The following is a 13,043-nucleotide window of genomic DNA, read 5'->3' on the forward strand; positions in this document are numbered from 1 at the left end:
TGGGGAGTTGTCAGCGTAGAAGCTAAATTCGGTCTTGGCGCATCGGGGCGCATCCTAGGAAGTTGGAGGATTCACTTGCTCTTACTACTTGGCCATCGACAATGTCTGCCGCATGGAATTCAATATCCCTCGTTCCTTCTTGATACGCGGTTCGGAGCAGCTTCCCGTCATCCCCCCAATATGTGATGGAAGTGCCTAGGAATTCTACTTTGAGTATCCCCGGCATCTCGCTGCGGAAAGTGGTTCCGTCTTTCTGGAGATATTCGAGCCAGAATGCGCCTGGGAGCGGTATGAAATCGATGTCTTTGTAGAGGTCTGAGAATGTCTTCTTCTGTGTCATGACTGTCCTTTTCGTGCGTGGTTGAGGGCTTCGGTGAGTAGGTATCCTGCTCTCCCGTTGGGCATGGTGGTTTGGGTGATGTGTCCGTGGCGTGCCCAGCCGCGGATGGTGTCGGCGGTTGTGGGGATGCCGCGTGCTCTGAGTTGGCGGGCGGTGTGTTCTGCGCCGTGTCGTGGTTCGGGTTGTTTGGCGATGATTGCGGTTTGTGGTGGGTTGCATCTCCTGTCGATGATGCGAACTTGGTTGGTGAGTTCGTCGTGGAGGTCTGTGGCCCATTCGAGTTCGCTGGCGGCTTGTGCGTGGAAGGCGAGTAGGGCGCAGAGTCGTGGGGCTGCTGCGTCGTTGTCGTGAATGCGTACGCCGATGTCGTGGAAGGCGTTGAACGCTACTTCACGCAACCGTTGTTCTTGGTCGATGTAGGTCGCAACGTACAACCAGTTACCCGGGGATTGTGGCCCTGGTGCTGGTTTCATCACCCGGACTTCTGGTGGTTTGGGGCGGGCATGTTTCAGCTCGTGCAACTGCTCATAGAGTCGGCCTAGGCGTCGTGCTGTGTCACGGAACTGTTGCTCATCAACACTCATGATAGTTCTCCTTTCGCGTGCTTCGCGGCAGCGATGAGAGCTAGGCCCCTTCGCTCAGCAACGTCCGCGTCCATGAGGTCACCCAATCCACGGTGGTCTGTCATCCAGACCTTTCCATGGGCCGTCGATATCCAATGGCGTATAAATTCACCCGGCATGTGCCACGCCGGGGCTGGAACATCATCAGACGGATGATCCACTACCGGAGGCAGGGTGACCTCAACTGTGCGGGCCATGGCGTCGGCGTACTCCATGGCCTTAGCCCAGGTGGGGAATGATTCATAGCGCTTCCACCCGTATTCGTACGCTTGCCATGTGCCGTACGCTTTGAAGACTTTCCACCGTCTCATGCTTGCTCCTCCTCTATGGTTTTCCATTCCCCTATCCAGCGGCGGATTTCTTGGTGTGGACCTATGCCTAGGTCTTCGCCCGTGGTGAGGGTGCTGCCTTCGGAGTCGGTGTAGTCGTCTTCCCACGCTCCTGCTGGTGGCTGTCCGTCCGGCGTCCAGGCGCGGGGTAGGTCGGGGCGTGGGGTGACTTCACTCGTTCCTGCCCATTCGCGCACGGGTCGCCCGTCAATAAAGCGAATGACCTCCACATTTGCGCCGCGAAATTGCACGCCGTCAGTGATTGAAATGAGCACCTGGCCCCAAAATGTATGGTTGCCCCACATACCGACACATTCGGCGCGCTCTGTGGGTGTCATGTCTGCGAGAGTGCTCATGCTTGCTCCCAGCTGCCTACCCAGCGGCGGGCTTTTCCCTCACCCTCACCAAACTTATCTAGCTTCACCTCAATACCATTAGGCGGAGCATCGTAGTAGCTCATGCCACCCTCTGACAGTCCCTCGATGCTTACCGCGTCTTTGAGAATCCAGGGGTCTGGATCATCGTAGGAAACAAACACATGACCGTCCTCCCACTCGCCGGGAACCGGTTGTCCGTCTGGTGTCCAGGCTCTGGGGAGGTCGTCGCGTGGGGTGATGTGGTGGAGCGGGACTGTGAATAGCCCGTATCCCGGCTCGAATAGGGCGTTATCGTCCTCGTAGATTGCTTGGTGCTCCCCCAGCAGGGTTTGATAGCTCACCCACATCCCCTTGCACTTGGCGCGTTCTTCGGGTGTGAGGTCTGCGAGAGTGGTCATAGGTCTAGCTCCTTTTTGAGGCTGAGGTTTGTCATGATGGCCCCCACAAGGCCGGATGCCAGCATGATGGTGGAAAGTGCGATATGGCCTTGGGCTGCTTGATGGATGCCGTTGGCGGTGGGGAGCATCATGAGGGCAGCGAGAAAGTAGGTCTTGATGACGATGCGGAGGGCTTCCTTGGTCTCGCTCACGCTTCCTCCCATGGGCCTACTAGGCGCTTGGCGCGGGTCACGTGGTCTCCGAGGTTTGGGCCTTTCTCGGTGGTTTCGTCCAGGGTGTAAAAGCGCGGCGGTTGATAGTCCGCCTCTTGGTAGTCCATTGCGGCGATGGTTTCCAGGGCTTGCTGTGCGATGTGTGGCGGGATGAGTGGTGGGCGTGTGCTGTGCCCTAGCCAGTAGCGGGCCGTCTCCGGTGTCATGCTTCCTCCTTGTGGTTAGCGGCTGAGTATTGGGCTGCTGCGAGTAGATCTGCAAGATAGATCTTCGTTTTCGTGCCGTTAATGATGTCTTGGTACTTCAAGTCGGCCAGTTGCTTGAAAATAACCTTGTACTGTTTACGTCCTTGAATGGCCCCATGCGCACGCTGGCAGGCTAAGCAACGACGCTTGCCGTGCCTGTTTAATTGGCCAGGGTCTAGATTTCGTCCGCTAAGTGGGTGGCCCACAGGGCAACTTGTTTTCCTGGCTTCAACATGGGTGCCGTGCTTGATTTCATCTGCAATATTTCCGGCGTATGTGCCCCACCGAAGATTTGATAAATGATTGTGAGACGGGTTGCCATCATTGTGGCAGCAAACCTCTCCTACTTTTTCATTCCTAACAAAAGCACGTAGAACTAACTGATGAACAAAAAAGCTCTTTTTATTTCCGTCTTTGGAAAGTGAAACCTTTTCGTAGCCGTCGCGGTTAGTGTAAGGAACTAGTGTTCTTCCAGGAATTGGGCGCGGGCCACGAACGGTATCAACAATTGCCGGTATTCGTTTGACTTTCCCGGTATCTGAAACTTCATACAGGCCCTCGTATCCGGGGATCGGTCGCCATTCTTCGGGTCGGGTATAGGTATGCTGGAGCATAGCCCTTTTCACGCTCCTATCGTGATTTTGGGTTAGGCCCTCGCGTGGTGTTGGTAGCACCTGCGGGGGCCGCCCTCTTTGTAGTTGCCTCGCGCCCCCCACGGCCCTGGTGTGGCCGCATCCAGTAGGCGTTTCAAGTTGGTGGTGGTGAGGTCAGTCATTGGTGTTCTCCGTTTCGTGTCGGCTGTTCATGGTTTGGCACTCTGCCCGTTTCGCATCGTCGATGGCCATGGCGGCTAGCGTGGCCGCAAGGCCCGCCCCTACTGCCCCTAGCGCTACGGTCATGCCGATCGCCCTCAATGGTGGTTCGTGGTCTATGAGGGCAAAGAAGAGCGCTATCCCGCCGAGAATCGAGGCTCCGATGATTGCGCCGGTAATCATTCCTGCACCTCTGTGAGTGTGTAGCGCTTACCGGTCAAGGTGAGGTATTCGGGTTGACCCCAAACGGTTTTGCTATCAGCGCGATTAAGCGCGAAGAACTTAATCGTGCCGTCCTTGTGCTGCCCTAGCATGAGCACTGTCTCGTACACGGGATGGGTTGCCTCCGCGAGATAGTGCAGGTCATCATCCCATTCCACATCGGCCATGGTGGGCTGTGGCCGTGGTGGGAGGGCTTTCTCGATGATGCGGCGACGCTCAGGTACTAGGTCGGGGTTGCGGTCTTCCGAGAAGCCGAGAAGCATATCAAGCGTTTCGTACGCGTCGATGATTTCCTGGCGGGTTGGTTGGGGCATGGTGTGTGTGTCCTTTGCTTGGTCTGCTAGTTTGCGGGTTTCTGCTTCGACTTCTTCCCATGTCCAGGTATGGCCGGTGAAGTGGGAGGGGTACGCGTTTGGGGCGTCGGGGTGCTGTCCATCCCCAAGGTGGTTGGTGTCGAAGCCGATGACGCGGCCTTCGTGGTAGGTGATGCCGCCGTGTACTTCGATGTCGGGGTGCACCTCAAGCGTGTCAGGGAAATCAAGCCACGGGTGGTTTTCTGGCAGTTCGATGTATCCGTTGATGGTGAATGGCCCCAGCTGCGTCATACAGCTGATGCCCTGGTGGGTGAAATAGCGGGCGGTGTCGTTGGCGATGCAGGAGAATGGGTTGGTCATTGGTTCTCCTTGATGTGGTTTAAGAGGCGGTTCCAGTCGGGGTCGTCGATTTCACTGAGGACGCTGCGGGGCGTGGCCTGGCGGTATTCGCACTCTTCACGTACGTCGCGGGCGATGACATACCGGGTGTTGTCGCTCAGCTCATCCCAGTGGCGGATTACCCAGTCGACGGTCTCCTTGACGACGTAGGTGGCGCGGCCCCTTGCGTAGCGCACCGCGCCGATGACTAGGAACTCGTCACGCGGGGTGATGCGGGTGCCGTGGATACGCGGGTCATAATTGCTGCGCCGCCAGTTGTCGGGGTTCTCCGATGGCGGGGTGTAGCGCTCGTCATACAGGATTTCATCGTCTTTGCGGATGTCACGGCGCATCTCCCAGTAGTCGTCTTCGGTCATTGCGCACCTCCTATGACCGTGGCAAGCATGATGACGGATAGGGTCAATATGCCGATCAGTATGAACGCGACAATGGTGAGGGTCAGGAGGATGACGTCAAAAGGTTCCTCCTCCAGCCACTGTGAGAATTTTTCACGCAAAGTCATTGCTGTTCCTTCCAAAAGATTGTGATGTCTGCGCCGGGTGGTGTGGCGGTGTTTGCGTAGTGCTTGGTGGCGCGGAGGCGGGTGACGCGGCTGTCGTTGGTGATGACGCCGGCGGCTTCGAGAGCGTCAAGGACGGCGCGGGCTAGTTTGTCTACATCCGGTTTGACCGCAGGGACGTCATAGCGGGGTCGTTTCGGTCGGGGTAGGTAGAAGTCCATGAAGACGCTCACGGGGGCGTCTACGGGCGCGCTGGGCCTGTTTTTGGTGGCTTCCTGCTTGACGGCTCGCATCCATGCGGGAAGTTTCTTCGAAGACTCAATCATCCTGCCGTTGCCGACGTGACGTTTCGAGCCTTTCGGGGCGGGTTCGCCCTCAACGCGGAAAGTGATGATGTTCAAAATGGGGCCTCCTTTCGCTTGTGAGGCTTTGGAGTTGTGGTTTGGGGTGATTGCCCATCGGCGGTGTGTTCGTCGCTCTGTGGGGCTGCTGGGCCATGATTTGAGGGTGTTTCTGGGTTGTGGTCGCAGCGCCATGCCTCCCCCGCCTCGTAGCGCATCCCATTCCCGTCACACAGGCCGCAGGCATCAATCGCGGCGCGGCGGGCTTGCGCGGCGGCCTCAGCGCGGTTGGTGTCCTGCTCTTCGGCCCATGCGTCGTCGATGAGGGTGCGCAACAACCCGGGGCCTTTCGGTTCCTGGCGTTGGTTGAAGATGCGGGTGCCGGTGGTGATGGCGGTATCTGAGATTCCGGCTTGGCGAGCGCGGCGCGTAGCCGCCGCCAGCTCGTCGAGGGAGATTCCGCCAGCCATGTCCCCATCCCCTAGATCACCGTTACTTGGCTGGCTACCTGTACCACCAGAAAGGGACGGGTCGGGTCGGGTCGGGTCGGGGACGAGGGACAGGCCTGGGGAGTCCCCTGGGTTGTCCCCTGGGTTGTCCCCACCCCTGTCCCCTGGGGACATTTTGGCAAACCTGCTGGTTGTGGCGATTTCGTCTGTTTGATTAGTTCTCTGTTTGCGCTTCTTTTGTCGTTCGATTTCGCGTTTTTCGTAGATCTGTTCACGCGAGGGTTGCATGTCAAACCAATCATGAAATGCATAGCATTTAGCACCAGAATCGTCCTTGCCTTCAACCCACAACCCGTTCTTAATCAACGCTTTAATCTGTGCCGGGGTGCCTCCGAGGGCACGGACACGCTTAGCTGAAATCACTCCATCGGTGAGGTGTTTCGCGCACCAGACACCACAGGTTAGCCAGAGGCCACGAGCCGCCATTGGAAGATTCTCCACCTTCGGGTGGTCGTAGAAACCATCGTCCACTTTGAACCATGGCATTGGCTGGTCTCCTTAGTTGTTGAGTTTGAGGGAGTCTTCCAGCACCCATAGGTAGGTTTGGGCGCGGTGTATGTGTTTGTGAATCTCCCGAATCTTGTGCAGGTCGTTAGCGCTTCTGGATAGTGCTGCTGCCTCTTCCAGCCGGTACGCGGCTTGAAGCATGAGGTTCGCGTTGAATTCGTCAATGTTCATCGTCTTTTCCTCCTTTCTCTATGCTTTGGAATAACTTGATGAGTGCGTCGAGGAATGCGGGCTGCGCGCAGTACACGTCTTGGGATTCCAACCACGCCCGCATATCCTCACGCTGCTGATGGGTGGTCATGCGGTCTCGAATAGCGGCAATCCTTGGGTTACGGATGGTTTCATCTGCGTTTCGAAGGCATGGACGAATTCTTTTTTGATCTCGAAGCCATACCCGCGCCGATTCAAATTTTCTGCAGCTACCAATGTGGAGCCTGATCCTGCGCATGGGTCAATGACCACATCACCAGGGTTAGTGAAAAGGCTTATGAGCTTTTCCATGAGCTTCACTGGCTTTTGTGTGGGATGCACTTTGGGAACATCGCGGTAGTCTTGAGGCCAATCCATGACGTTCATGACCATGGAGCCGTGATTATTGAACATGGGCAATTTATTGCGGTACAGGATTAATGCGTATTCCGCGTTTCCCACCACCCTCATGTTCGCTTTGAGCACCTGAGGGCTAGTGCGTTTCCTTAACACCAAATTGATGTAGTTCTTAAACCCGGCTTTCCGCGCTGCTTCAATAAGTGGCCACTGCTGCTCGAATGCGCAGAACACAATCATGCATGGGGCTTCGCCTTTTGCTTTGGGTTCTGGGCGTAGCATGCGGCTGGCGAAGTGCATAAATTCCGGCACGTTAAAGTCTTTGTCTGTGTCGAAGAATTGCTTGCCAGCGAGTTCGGATTCCCCGTTCTTGTTGTCTCCGCCGATGTACCAGGCGGGGTTAGATCCATAGGCGTTGGTGCCTAGGTTGTAGGGAATGTCTGCGATGATTAGCTGTGCTTTTGGGATGGAATAGCGCTTGAAGTTCTGAAAATGATCATGCTGTAGATGCATCGGTGCTTCCAATTCCGTTGGCGCCGCGCTGGGTGGTGTCGAGGGCGTCAACGCGGTTGAGTCTGATTTCGGGGATGGGGAGGATGACCAACTGGGCGATGTAGTGGCCTTCGGGGATGGTTTGCATGTGCCTGCCGGTGTTGTGCAGGGAGAGCAGGATTTCGCCGGTGTAGCCCGCATCAATGATGCCGGTGCCGTTGCTGAGCACGAGGTGCTTTTTGATGCCCGTTGAGCTGCGTACGAACACCATGCCCACATGCCCTTTGGGGACTGCTATGTGCACTCCGGTGTGGCAGAGACGGTGCCGCCCTGCTGGGATTATCACTGGTTGGCTTAGCGCCAGGTCAGTACCTGCATCGTCGGTGTAGGCGCGGCGAGGCGGGTAAGCATGAGTATCGAGTGAATAGTTAACGTTCATTGGTTCCTAGGATTCGGGGTCAATGAGGACTGGTGCAGCGGCTTCGATGGTGAAGCGCCCGTCACGGGTTGCGCCGTGCACGTGGTCGCCCTCTTGGGTGGCGTAGACCAGGCGGTCGGGCACCAGGGTGGGGTCATACGTGTCGGGGTCCAGGACAATGCGGCAAACCCTGTGATTAGGTAGGTCTGCCGCTGTCATGCGCTGGTAAGGCATCAGTACTCGCTTCGTCTAATGAGGGCGATGACGTGTGCAGCCGCTTTGGCCATATCTGCCGCCCCAAGGTCTTTCAATTCTGCGGGGGTTGGATCATCGTTGCTGTAGTGCTTGAGGTGGTCGATGTCGTAGGCGTAGGCGAGGAGCCTGTCTTCGAGCTGTTTCAGCTTTTCTTGGTAGTAGGCGGCATCCATGCCGGCCACCTAGAACGGCGGTTCGCCTTGTTGGCCTACGGGTGCGGGGTCACCCCACGCCCCCGTGGTGGCGGTCTGCCCCTGGGATGCGGCCTGATTCCATTGCTGCTGAGCCGAAGACTGCTGCTGCTGGCCCTGCCCGCGTGGCTGGTTGTAGAAGCTGCTGGCAAGAAGCTCAACCTTGCTGCGCTTCTCCCCCTCCTTGGTTTCCCACGAGCGGGTAATCAGCTTTCCGGTGACGGCAACCTTGTCACCCTTTTTCAGCTCGGCGGCGAGGTGCGCCCACTGCACCGGGTTCTGATTCTTGGTCTCATCCCAGATGGTGACGTCGAGGTACAGGACGCGGGTCTTCACCCACTGGTTCTGTTCCTGGTCGAACTTGTTATCCGAGTTGGCGAGGGTGAAGCTGGTGACGGCTTTACCACTCTTGGTGAATCGTAGCTCCGCGTCACGAGGCAGCCCGCCGGTGATGGTGATGGTGTCAATCATCTACTTCTTCCCTTCCAACTCGGCCCAGCGGGCGCGGCACAAGTCCATGACTTCGTCTGGTACGTCGCCGGATTGCTTCAGGTTGGCGGCGAACTCGTTGACCTGCTCGCTGGTGGTGAAGCTCTCCAAAGTCTCTCGGACGTCGTTGATGAGGTCATCATCAACAACCTCCAGCTCCGGCTCCTTCTTCGTGGTCAACGCCGGCACCGGCGCAGACTCAGCCTTCGCCCGCACATCCTCACGAGTAGCGGTAGCCGTCACCGGCTTCGGGGCAAAAGCTGATTCCTCAGTCTCTGAGTAAAGGCCCATCAGCGGCCCGGCAGCAATCATGCGAGACAACTCAGCCTGACACTTAGAGCGCAGCATCTCCTGTGGATTCGTACCATAACGCTTATTGGATACATAGCCCGCTTTCTTAGCGCGCTCCATCGTCCACGTCACCGACTGCTCCGGGCCACCAGGCTTACGGCCTGCCCACGTCACCGACTCATCAGAGGCTTCGACCTCCCACAGTTCACAGCCTGCGTTCTCAGCCACCGCGACCATGGCGCGGGCGTACATGCCGGTCTTGCCGTTGATGACGAAGAATGCTTCCAGTGCCCCGTCGGGGTCGAAGCCCAGGGCGGTGCCGCGAATGATGGCGGCGGCGGCATCCATGGGCTTGTTCTTGTAGATGGTAGGGCATGCGCCGGTCTTGGTGATGAAGTCGGCGTAGTCGAATGCCATGGCCTTCAGCTCGGCGTGCTGGCGGAGTTTCGCCACGCCCTTCTCCATGAGGGTTGGCGCCTTGTTGGGGTCGTACAGGGTTGGGGTTTGGTCTGGGTTGTAGGTGGAAATTTCAGTCATTTACTGCTCCTTGATTGTGAGGCGTGTGTAGCCTTCGCGGGTTTTGGTCTTGTACTTGGTGTAGAGGTCTGCGTGGTCTTTGCGGAACGCGGCAGAGTCGAACACCTTGGAGGGTTGTGTGGTGGAGACGGTGAGGTGGTAGCCGCCGTAGTCCCCGGTGTGGGAATCGCCGGTCAGGGCGAGGATTTCGGCCTTCAACGCGCTGATGCGCTTTTTGAGGTCGTTGACCTCGGCGGTGAGCATGGCGTATTGGGCGACGAGGTCGGTGACGTTGTCCACCTGGTCTAGGCTTGTGATTTCGCCCATCCACTCCGGGGTGGTGCCGTCCAACCAGGCGAACCACTCAGCGGCGGTGTCCATCAACTCCTGCGCGAACTTCGGGTCATAGAGGATGGTGCGGTGGTCTAGCGCCACGGGTGTGAAGTCCTCATGCACCTCCACGAGTAGGGCGCATGCTTCGGCCCCGGTGTAGTGCATGTTCGCCTGAATCTGTGCGTAGTACTGATTAGGACACCAGTCATGCCAGCGGCCACCCTGAAACGGCTCAGTGCTGGTCTTAATCTCCCCAATGACTTCTAGGTCTTCGGCGTAGAGGTCTGGGGTGCAGGATAGGCGCCCATCATCGGGTAGGAAGATAGTTTGCGGTTCCGCGTTGTAGACGAGGCGTGAATCAACTTCGTCTATCAGCACCTGGGCCAACAGGGGTTCGCGGGCACTGCCCCACTCTGTCCATTGGTTGCCGTGGAACGTACTGCCGTTCTCCTTGGCGTCGCGTACCTCGTGCCACGTCGCCGCATTCCTACTACAGTGCAGGCGGGCCAGCTCCGTCGAGGTCAACTTTCCTTGACGAAACTCCAGCCAGTCCTCATTGTCTGCTGGTTCGTAGCGTCTCACTTCGTCCCCCTCTCGTCATACCGGGCCAGGGTTATATCAGTCAGGGTGCACGCAATGTCAGGCTCATAGCCCCTGTCCATGAAGTCCTGCATCACGTCGTCTGCCTCTTCAATCAGTGGCTCCATGTACTGGAAATACGGGTGGATTCTGTTCAAATGTTGCGGCATCTTGTTTGGGGTGTTCATGCTGTCCTTTTCGTGTTGAGAATCTTCTTCGCGTGGCGGGCATGCTCATCGCAGAACCGGAACCCACGCCCCAAATCGAGGTCATTGGTGCCGATGCTGGTGCAGGATGCGTAGAGACAGCCGTGCTCATCGCGAAACGCGGCGAGCGCTTTCGTTGCCTCCGGCTGCGTCTTAAACGAGGTGGGTTTCGGGATGTTTACCCACCAACGGCCACGCTTAAATCGTGCTGGTGTGAGCTCCATCGTTGAATATGTCTTTCAATCGTCTTCGGGGTGGTGTGGTACACGGCGGCAAGGCGTTGTACGGCGAGTTTCGGGCCGAGCATCATCTCAAAATGCTCGTATTCCTCCGCGATGATTTGGCCCTTGGTGGGCTTGCGCCGCACCCGCTTCTTCACGGGCTGGTTCTTGACGCGGTGCTCCCCCATCTCGTGCACGAAACGCAACGCTTCACCCCAACTCGCAGCAGGAAACACCATGTCCCCCTCCTGCACATGCCACAGGCCGGTGACGAGGTCTTTATGGATACTGGTCATCACAACCACACCGGAGGCATCGACAGGAAAGCATGCAGGATGAAACCAATCAGCATTCCAAGAATGCCGGTAGCCCACGCAAGGCGCGTACGCTTCGCCGCGATGTCCTGCCAGTAGGCAACACGGCGAGCATCAGGAGTAGAACGAGGCGGGCGATTAGCGGTCATGTTGAGTCTTCCTTTTCTCTTTCTCAGCCAGAGAAGCCAACAAATGGGCCTGTGCCGCGTTGTCCTTAATGCGGCGGCGGATGCTTTCCGGCAGTCGGGTCATGGTGTACAGGGCGCGGTACCGGCCCTCAATGTCCTTGAAATGCGCAATAGCTTGGTCGATGGTGATTTCCCTCATTAGCCCCTCCGCATCATGTAGAAGCGCGGGGTGTAGGCGCGGTGACGACGATGGAAAAAGTGCTTCAGTAGGCGTTTCATGCTGCTCCTTGATTCATGTATTGGTCGAGCCAGGCTCGTGTTGTGCGCCAGGTCTTACCCGGCTTGCGGGCCTCAATGTCACCCCGGCGCATCAGGGTGCGGATTGTTTCGGCGTGCAGGCCGGTGTATTCGGCGGCGTCACGTACGGTGAGCCAAGCCGGTGTAGTATTCATGGGTGTCTCCGTTTCAGGTGGACAGAGCAAAGCCCCCGCGCAATTTCAGTGCAGTCGCGGGGGCCTCATTTATGGGTGGGGTTGCAGGCGTGCAGAGCCAAGCGGGCAGTGTCCAACCCCGCCGGATACAACCTTGACGTTTGTCTCTCCTTGGATAGAAGTAGCGCTTAACAACCCCAAGTGCCGATCCGCGGACTTGAACCACGGGAGTTCCCTTATCGGCATGTGTTTTTCGTGCCCTTGTTACGTGGTGTTGCCTCACCCTTGGCCCGCTACGGCGGTTGGGTGGTTTCTGCCTGTCGGCGGTGCAGGTCAATCGCAATCTAAGACACATGCTCGCTGCACCAAGTAGTCCCACATGGACACGGCCCGGCTACTGTTCTCTGCCGGGATAGGCTCTCTATTCAGTTCTGACTCAACGTGGCCTGCTAGTCCCTCAGCTATCCCCTAGTGAGGGCGCTAGCGGCCTGGTGCCCGCGGGGAGGCTTGCACTCCCCCGCCTGCTAAGTCGGGCTATTGGTTCTTGGCTTGGTTGAGTTTCTTGAAGGCCTTGCGCGCTGCGGCTTCCGCCTCGGCAAAGAGCTCGTCTACTTCCTTGGGGTCGATTTGCTCTTTGATTGCGGCTTCGATGTAGCCGAGCATGAAAGCGTGGATGTCGGTGGTGTTCATAGGTCTTCGTCCTTATGCAGTGGCGTAGTACTGGTCCCAGACGCGCTGCATCAATGGACGGTCTGCTTCGGTGTAGCCGTTGACCTGGCGCACCTGACCGTTGGATAGGGTGAGGTCGTACTTTTCCGGCTCACGACCGCGTTCGAGCGTGTACAGGGCTTTCATGCGCTTGCCGAACATCGGGGCGATGGACTTCATCTTCTTGGTCGATAAGTTCTTGGACTTGAGGAAGTCCGCGGTGTACAGGGGCCGGGTCTTCGGGTCGAGCTCCGGGGCTTCGCCCAAACCACGGGCCAGGACGATGCGGGCCTTTGCTTCCAGGTGGTCAGGGTGGATAAGCCCCTTCGCCGCCTGGCACAACTCCATCTGCATCTGCGACTGGCGCATCAAAGCGTTCAGTTGGTGTTCCTCGGCGCGGGGGTTGATAGCCCCGCCTTGGTGGAAGTAGGCGTCGAGGGCGTTAGCTGCTTCGAGCTGGTAAGCCTCAAGGACAGGACGGGCAGCTTCATTGACACGGTTGGCGTCGATGGTGGCGAGCCACATTGTGAGGGTGCGGCGGTCAACCATGTGGGTCTGGTAATTCTTACCGTCCGATGCAGTTAGGGTCATCATGACCCCACGTGCCCACGGCTTCTCGTTCAGCTTGCGTTGCTGGCTCTTCCTGTCGATACCGAGAGCAGTACAGACATGTTTGGTGGAAGCCCATTCGGTGCCGTCGTGCTGCACCGCCATGATGGGGGTTGAGGTGCCAGGCACAGGGATGGTGACAAGTTGATTACTCATTTGATAGTCTCCTTAGTGACTAGTTGATTAGTT

General features: G+C 57.6%; 29 protein-coding genes. All 29 read right to left on the bottom strand.

Going from position 1 to position 13,043, the window contains the following annotated elements; genetic code table 11:
* Positions 1 to 22 precede the first annotated feature (22 nt).
* The 29 genes from CAURIM_RS09450 to CAURIM_RS09590 all read right to left on the bottom strand — a co-directional run bounded on the left by CAURIM_RS09450 (position 23) and on the right by CAURIM_RS09590 (position 13,010).
* The gene (locus CAURIM_RS09450) at positions 23 to 340 is read right to left on the bottom strand and encodes a hypothetical protein (RefSeq protein ID WP_070729916.1); all 318 of its coding nucleotides are present in this window, start codon (positions 338 to 340) and stop codon (positions 23 to 25) included.
* On the bottom strand, positions 337 to 924 hold the full coding sequence (locus CAURIM_RS09455; RefSeq protein ID WP_201829398.1) for a hypothetical protein: 588 nt from the start codon (positions 922 to 924) through the stop codon (positions 337 to 339). The genes CAURIM_RS09450 and CAURIM_RS09455 overlap by 4 nt, the downstream gene beginning before the upstream one ends.
* Entirely contained in the window at positions 921 to 1,274 is a 354-nt protein-coding gene (locus tag CAURIM_RS09460; RefSeq protein WP_201829396.1) for a hypothetical protein, read from the bottom strand. The genes CAURIM_RS09455 and CAURIM_RS09460 overlap by 4 nt, the downstream gene beginning before the upstream one ends.
* Positions 1,271 to 1,648 (bottom strand): hypothetical protein, encoded by a 378-nt coding sequence (locus tag CAURIM_RS09465; protein ID WP_201829394.1) that lies wholly within the window; start codon positions 1,646 to 1,648, stop codon positions 1,271 to 1,273. The genes CAURIM_RS09460 and CAURIM_RS09465 overlap by 4 nt, the downstream gene beginning before the upstream one ends.
* Positions 1,645 to 2,067 carry a hypothetical protein gene (locus CAURIM_RS09470; protein WP_201829393.1) on the bottom strand — a complete coding sequence of 141 codons (423 nt, stop codon included), beginning with the start codon at positions 2,065 to 2,067 and terminating at the stop codon, positions 1,645 to 1,647. Before CAURIM_RS09470 ends, CAURIM_RS09465 begins: the two co-directional genes overlap by 4 nt.
* Positions 2,064 to 2,258 carry a hypothetical protein gene (locus CAURIM_RS09475; RefSeq protein ID WP_201829391.1) on the bottom strand — a complete coding sequence of 65 codons (195 nt, stop codon included), beginning with the start codon at positions 2,256 to 2,258 and terminating at the stop codon, positions 2,064 to 2,066. The genes CAURIM_RS09470 and CAURIM_RS09475 overlap by 4 nt, the downstream gene beginning before the upstream one ends.
* A complete protein-coding gene (locus CAURIM_RS09480; RefSeq protein ID WP_201829389.1) occupies positions 2,255 to 2,485 on the bottom strand; it encodes a hypothetical protein in 231 nt (76 codons plus the stop codon). The genes CAURIM_RS09475 and CAURIM_RS09480 overlap by 4 nt, the downstream gene beginning before the upstream one ends.
* Positions 2,482 to 3,138 (bottom strand): NUMOD4 domain-containing protein, encoded by a 657-nt coding sequence (locus CAURIM_RS09485; protein WP_201829387.1) that lies wholly within the window; start codon positions 3,136 to 3,138, stop codon positions 2,482 to 2,484. The genes CAURIM_RS09480 and CAURIM_RS09485 overlap by 4 nt, the downstream gene beginning before the upstream one ends.
* Positions 3,139 to 3,291: 153 nt before the next feature.
* Complete coding sequence (locus CAURIM_RS09490; RefSeq protein WP_201829385.1) at positions 3,292 to 3,519, bottom strand: hypothetical protein; 228 nt, start codon at positions 3,517 to 3,519, stop codon at positions 3,292 to 3,294.
* Positions 3,516 to 4,232: a hypothetical protein gene (locus CAURIM_RS09495; protein ID WP_201829383.1), complete on the bottom strand. Its 717-nt coding sequence runs from the start codon at positions 4,230 to 4,232 to the stop codon at positions 3,516 to 3,518. The genes CAURIM_RS09490 and CAURIM_RS09495 overlap by 4 nt, the downstream gene beginning before the upstream one ends.
* On the bottom strand, positions 4,229 to 4,627 hold the full coding sequence (locus tag CAURIM_RS09500) for a hypothetical protein (RefSeq protein WP_201829381.1): 399 nt from the start codon (positions 4,625 to 4,627) through the stop codon (positions 4,229 to 4,231). Before CAURIM_RS09500 ends, CAURIM_RS09495 begins: the two co-directional genes overlap by 4 nt.
* Positions 4,624 to 4,773, bottom strand: a complete 150-nt coding sequence (locus CAURIM_RS09505) for a hypothetical protein (protein ID WP_168166669.1) — start codon at positions 4,771 to 4,773, stop codon at positions 4,624 to 4,626. Before CAURIM_RS09505 ends, CAURIM_RS09500 begins: the two co-directional genes overlap by 4 nt.
* The gene (locus CAURIM_RS09510) at positions 4,770 to 5,171 is read right to left on the bottom strand and encodes a RusA family crossover junction endodeoxyribonuclease (protein WP_201829379.1); all 402 of its coding nucleotides are present in this window, start codon (positions 5,169 to 5,171) and stop codon (positions 4,770 to 4,772) included. Before CAURIM_RS09510 ends, CAURIM_RS09505 begins: the two co-directional genes overlap by 4 nt.
* Positions 5,168 to 6,106 carry a hypothetical protein gene (locus CAURIM_RS09515; RefSeq protein WP_201829377.1) on the bottom strand — a complete coding sequence of 313 codons (939 nt, stop codon included), beginning with the start codon at positions 6,104 to 6,106 and terminating at the stop codon, positions 5,168 to 5,170. The genes CAURIM_RS09510 and CAURIM_RS09515 overlap by 4 nt, the downstream gene beginning before the upstream one ends.
* 12 nt (positions 6,107 to 6,118) lie before the next feature.
* Positions 6,119 to 6,298, bottom strand: coding sequence for a hypothetical protein (locus tag CAURIM_RS09520; protein WP_201829375.1), 180 nt, complete (start codon positions 6,296 to 6,298; stop codon positions 6,119 to 6,121).
* A 126-nt stretch (positions 6,299 to 6,424) separates the two neighbouring features.
* Entirely contained in the window at positions 6,425 to 7,186 is a 762-nt protein-coding gene (locus CAURIM_RS09525) for a DNA-methyltransferase (RefSeq protein ID WP_070729940.1), read from the bottom strand.
* Positions 7,170 to 7,604 carry a dUTP diphosphatase gene (gene dut / locus CAURIM_RS09530; RefSeq protein WP_201829373.1) on the bottom strand — a complete coding sequence of 145 codons (435 nt, stop codon included), beginning with the start codon at positions 7,602 to 7,604 and terminating at the stop codon, positions 7,170 to 7,172. Before dut ends, CAURIM_RS09525 begins: the two co-directional genes overlap by 17 nt.
* 6 nt (positions 7,605 to 7,610) lie before the next feature.
* Entirely contained in the window at positions 7,611 to 7,802 is a 192-nt protein-coding gene (locus tag CAURIM_RS09535; protein ID WP_236659400.1) for a hypothetical protein, read from the bottom strand.
* 14 nt (positions 7,803 to 7,816) lie between these two features.
* Positions 7,817 to 8,011 (bottom strand): hypothetical protein, encoded by a 195-nt coding sequence (locus CAURIM_RS09540; protein ID WP_201829369.1) that lies wholly within the window; start codon positions 8,009 to 8,011, stop codon positions 7,817 to 7,819.
* Positions 8,012 to 8,020: 9 nt separating this feature from the next.
* A complete protein-coding gene (locus tag CAURIM_RS09545; protein WP_201829367.1) occupies positions 8,021 to 8,500 on the bottom strand; it encodes a single-stranded DNA-binding protein in 480 nt (159 codons plus the stop codon).
* Positions 8,501 to 9,346, bottom strand: coding sequence for a hypothetical protein (locus CAURIM_RS09550; RefSeq protein WP_201829365.1), 846 nt, complete (start codon positions 9,344 to 9,346; stop codon positions 8,501 to 8,503). It lies immediately after the preceding gene.
* Complete coding sequence (locus CAURIM_RS09555; protein ID WP_201829363.1) at positions 9,347 to 10,240, bottom strand: YqaJ viral recombinase family protein; 894 nt, start codon at positions 10,238 to 10,240, stop codon at positions 9,347 to 9,349.
* Entirely contained in the window at positions 10,237 to 10,425 is a 189-nt protein-coding gene (locus tag CAURIM_RS09560; RefSeq protein ID WP_201829361.1) for a hypothetical protein, read from the bottom strand. The genes CAURIM_RS09555 and CAURIM_RS09560 overlap by 4 nt, the downstream gene beginning before the upstream one ends.
* A 196-nt stretch (positions 10,426 to 10,621) precedes the next feature.
* Complete coding sequence (locus tag CAURIM_RS09565; protein WP_201829359.1) at positions 10,622 to 10,960, bottom strand: hypothetical protein; 339 nt, start codon at positions 10,958 to 10,960, stop codon at positions 10,622 to 10,624.
* Complete coding sequence (locus CAURIM_RS09570; protein WP_201829358.1) at positions 10,960 to 11,127, bottom strand: hypothetical protein; 168 nt, start codon at positions 11,125 to 11,127, stop codon at positions 10,960 to 10,962. Before CAURIM_RS09570 ends, CAURIM_RS09565 begins: the two co-directional genes overlap by 1 nt.
* On the bottom strand, positions 11,117 to 11,305 hold the full coding sequence (locus CAURIM_RS09575; protein WP_201829356.1) for a hypothetical protein: 189 nt from the start codon (positions 11,303 to 11,305) through the stop codon (positions 11,117 to 11,119). The genes CAURIM_RS09570 and CAURIM_RS09575 overlap by 11 nt, the downstream gene beginning before the upstream one ends.
* A 76-nt stretch (positions 11,306 to 11,381) precedes the next feature.
* Positions 11,382 to 11,558, bottom strand: coding sequence for a helix-turn-helix domain-containing protein (locus CAURIM_RS09580; RefSeq protein WP_201829354.1), 177 nt, complete (start codon positions 11,556 to 11,558; stop codon positions 11,382 to 11,384).
* Positions 11,559 to 12,071: 513 nt separating this feature from the next.
* Positions 12,072 to 12,227: a hypothetical protein gene (locus tag CAURIM_RS09585; protein ID WP_201829352.1), complete on the bottom strand. Its 156-nt coding sequence runs from the start codon at positions 12,225 to 12,227 to the stop codon at positions 12,072 to 12,074.
* A gap of 12 nt (positions 12,228 to 12,239) precedes the next feature.
* Positions 12,240 to 13,010, bottom strand: a complete 771-nt coding sequence (locus CAURIM_RS09590) for a phage antirepressor N-terminal domain-containing protein (RefSeq protein ID WP_201829350.1) — start codon at positions 13,008 to 13,010, stop codon at positions 12,240 to 12,242.
* Positions 13,011 to 13,043 lie beyond the last annotated feature (33 nt).

Source organism: Corynebacterium aurimucosum, from assembly GCF_030408555.1.
GTDB classification, from domain to species: domain Bacteria; phylum Actinomycetota; class Actinomycetes; order Mycobacteriales; family Mycobacteriaceae; genus Corynebacterium; species Corynebacterium aurimucosum.

What these genes read in the sequence shown, in the direction of transcription:
- CAURIM_RS09450 (WP_070729916.1), bottom strand. Translation starts at nt 340, where the DNA reads ATGACACAGAAGAAGACATTCTCAGACCTCTACAAAGACATCGATTTC.
- CAURIM_RS09455 (WP_201829398.1), bottom strand. Translation starts at nt 924, where the DNA reads ATGAGTGTTGATGAGCAACAGTTCCGTGACACAGCACGACGCCTAGGC.
- CAURIM_RS09460 (WP_201829396.1), bottom strand. Translation starts at nt 1,274, where the DNA reads ATGAGACGGTGGAAAGTCTTCAAAGCGTACGGCACATGGCAAGCGTAC.
- CAURIM_RS09465 (WP_201829394.1), bottom strand. Translation starts at nt 1,648, where the DNA reads ATGAGCACTCTCGCAGACATGACACCCACAGAGCGCGCCGAATGTGTC.
- CAURIM_RS09470 (WP_201829393.1), bottom strand. Translation starts at nt 2,067, where the DNA reads ATGACCACTCTCGCAGACCTCACACCCGAAGAACGCGCCAAGTGCAAG.
- CAURIM_RS09480 (WP_201829389.1), bottom strand. Translation starts at nt 2,485, where the DNA reads ATGACACCGGAGACGGCCCGCTACTGGCTAGGGCACAGCACACGCCCA.
- CAURIM_RS09485 (WP_201829387.1), bottom strand. Translation starts at nt 3,138, where the DNA reads ATGCTCCAGCATACCTATACCCGACCCGAAGAATGGCGACCGATCCCC.
- CAURIM_RS09490 (WP_201829385.1), bottom strand. Translation starts at nt 3,519, where the DNA reads ATGATTACCGGCGCAATCATCGGAGCCTCGATTCTCGGCGGGATAGCG.
- CAURIM_RS09495 (WP_201829383.1), bottom strand. Translation starts at nt 4,232, where the DNA reads ATGACCAACCCATTCTCCTGCATCGCCAACGACACCGCCCGCTATTTC.
- CAURIM_RS09500 (WP_201829381.1), bottom strand. Translation starts at nt 4,627, where the DNA reads ATGACCGAAGACGACTACTGGGAGATGCGCCGTGACATCCGCAAAGAC.
- CAURIM_RS09505 (WP_168166669.1), bottom strand. Translation starts at nt 4,773, where the DNA reads ATGACTTTGCGTGAAAAATTCTCACAGTGGCTGGAGGAGGAACCTTTT.
- CAURIM_RS09515 (WP_201829377.1), bottom strand. Translation starts at nt 6,106, where the DNA reads ATGCCATGGTTCAAAGTGGACGATGGTTTCTACGACCACCCGAAGGTG.
- CAURIM_RS09520 (WP_201829375.1), bottom strand. Translation starts at nt 6,298, where the DNA reads ATGAACATTGACGAATTCAACGCGAACCTCATGCTTCAAGCCGCGTAC.
- CAURIM_RS09525 (WP_070729940.1), bottom strand. Translation starts at nt 7,186, where the DNA reads ATGCATCTACAGCATGATCATTTTCAGAACTTCAAGCGCTATTCCATC.
- dut (WP_201829373.1), bottom strand. Translation starts at nt 7,604, where the DNA reads ATGAACGTTAACTATTCACTCGATACTCATGCTTACCCGCCTCGCCGC.
- CAURIM_RS09535 (WP_236659400.1), bottom strand. Translation starts at nt 7,802, where the DNA reads ATGACAGCGGCAGACCTACCTAATCACAGGGTTTGCCGCATTGTCCTG.
- CAURIM_RS09540 (WP_201829369.1), bottom strand. Translation starts at nt 8,011, where the DNA reads ATGGATGCCGCCTACTACCAAGAAAAGCTGAAACAGCTCGAAGACAGG.
- CAURIM_RS09545 (WP_201829367.1), bottom strand. Translation starts at nt 8,500, where the DNA reads ATGATTGACACCATCACCATCACCGGCGGGCTGCCTCGTGACGCGGAG.
- CAURIM_RS09550 (WP_201829365.1), bottom strand. Translation starts at nt 9,346, where the DNA reads ATGACTGAAATTTCCACCTACAACCCAGACCAAACCCCAACCCTGTAC.
- CAURIM_RS09560 (WP_201829361.1), bottom strand. Translation starts at nt 10,425, where the DNA reads ATGAACACCCCAAACAAGATGCCGCAACATTTGAACAGAATCCACCCG.
- CAURIM_RS09565 (WP_201829359.1), bottom strand. Translation starts at nt 10,960, where the DNA reads ATGACCAGTATCCATAAAGACCTCGTCACCGGCCTGTGGCATGTGCAG.
- CAURIM_RS09570 (WP_201829358.1), bottom strand. Translation starts at nt 11,127, where the DNA reads ATGACCGCTAATCGCCCGCCTCGTTCTACTCCTGATGCTCGCCGTGTT.
- CAURIM_RS09575 (WP_201829356.1), bottom strand. Translation starts at nt 11,305, where the DNA reads ATGAGGGAAATCACCATCGACCAAGCTATTGCGCATTTCAAGGACATT.
- CAURIM_RS09580 (WP_201829354.1), bottom strand. Translation starts at nt 11,558, where the DNA reads ATGAATACTACACCGGCTTGGCTCACCGTACGTGACGCCGCCGAATAC.
- CAURIM_RS09585 (WP_201829352.1), bottom strand. Translation starts at nt 12,227, where the DNA reads ATGAACACCACCGACATCCACGCTTTCATGCTCGGCTACATCGAAGCC.
- CAURIM_RS09590 (WP_201829350.1), bottom strand. Translation starts at nt 13,010, where the DNA reads ATGAGTAATCAACTTGTCACCATCCCTGTGCCTGGCACCTCAACCCCC.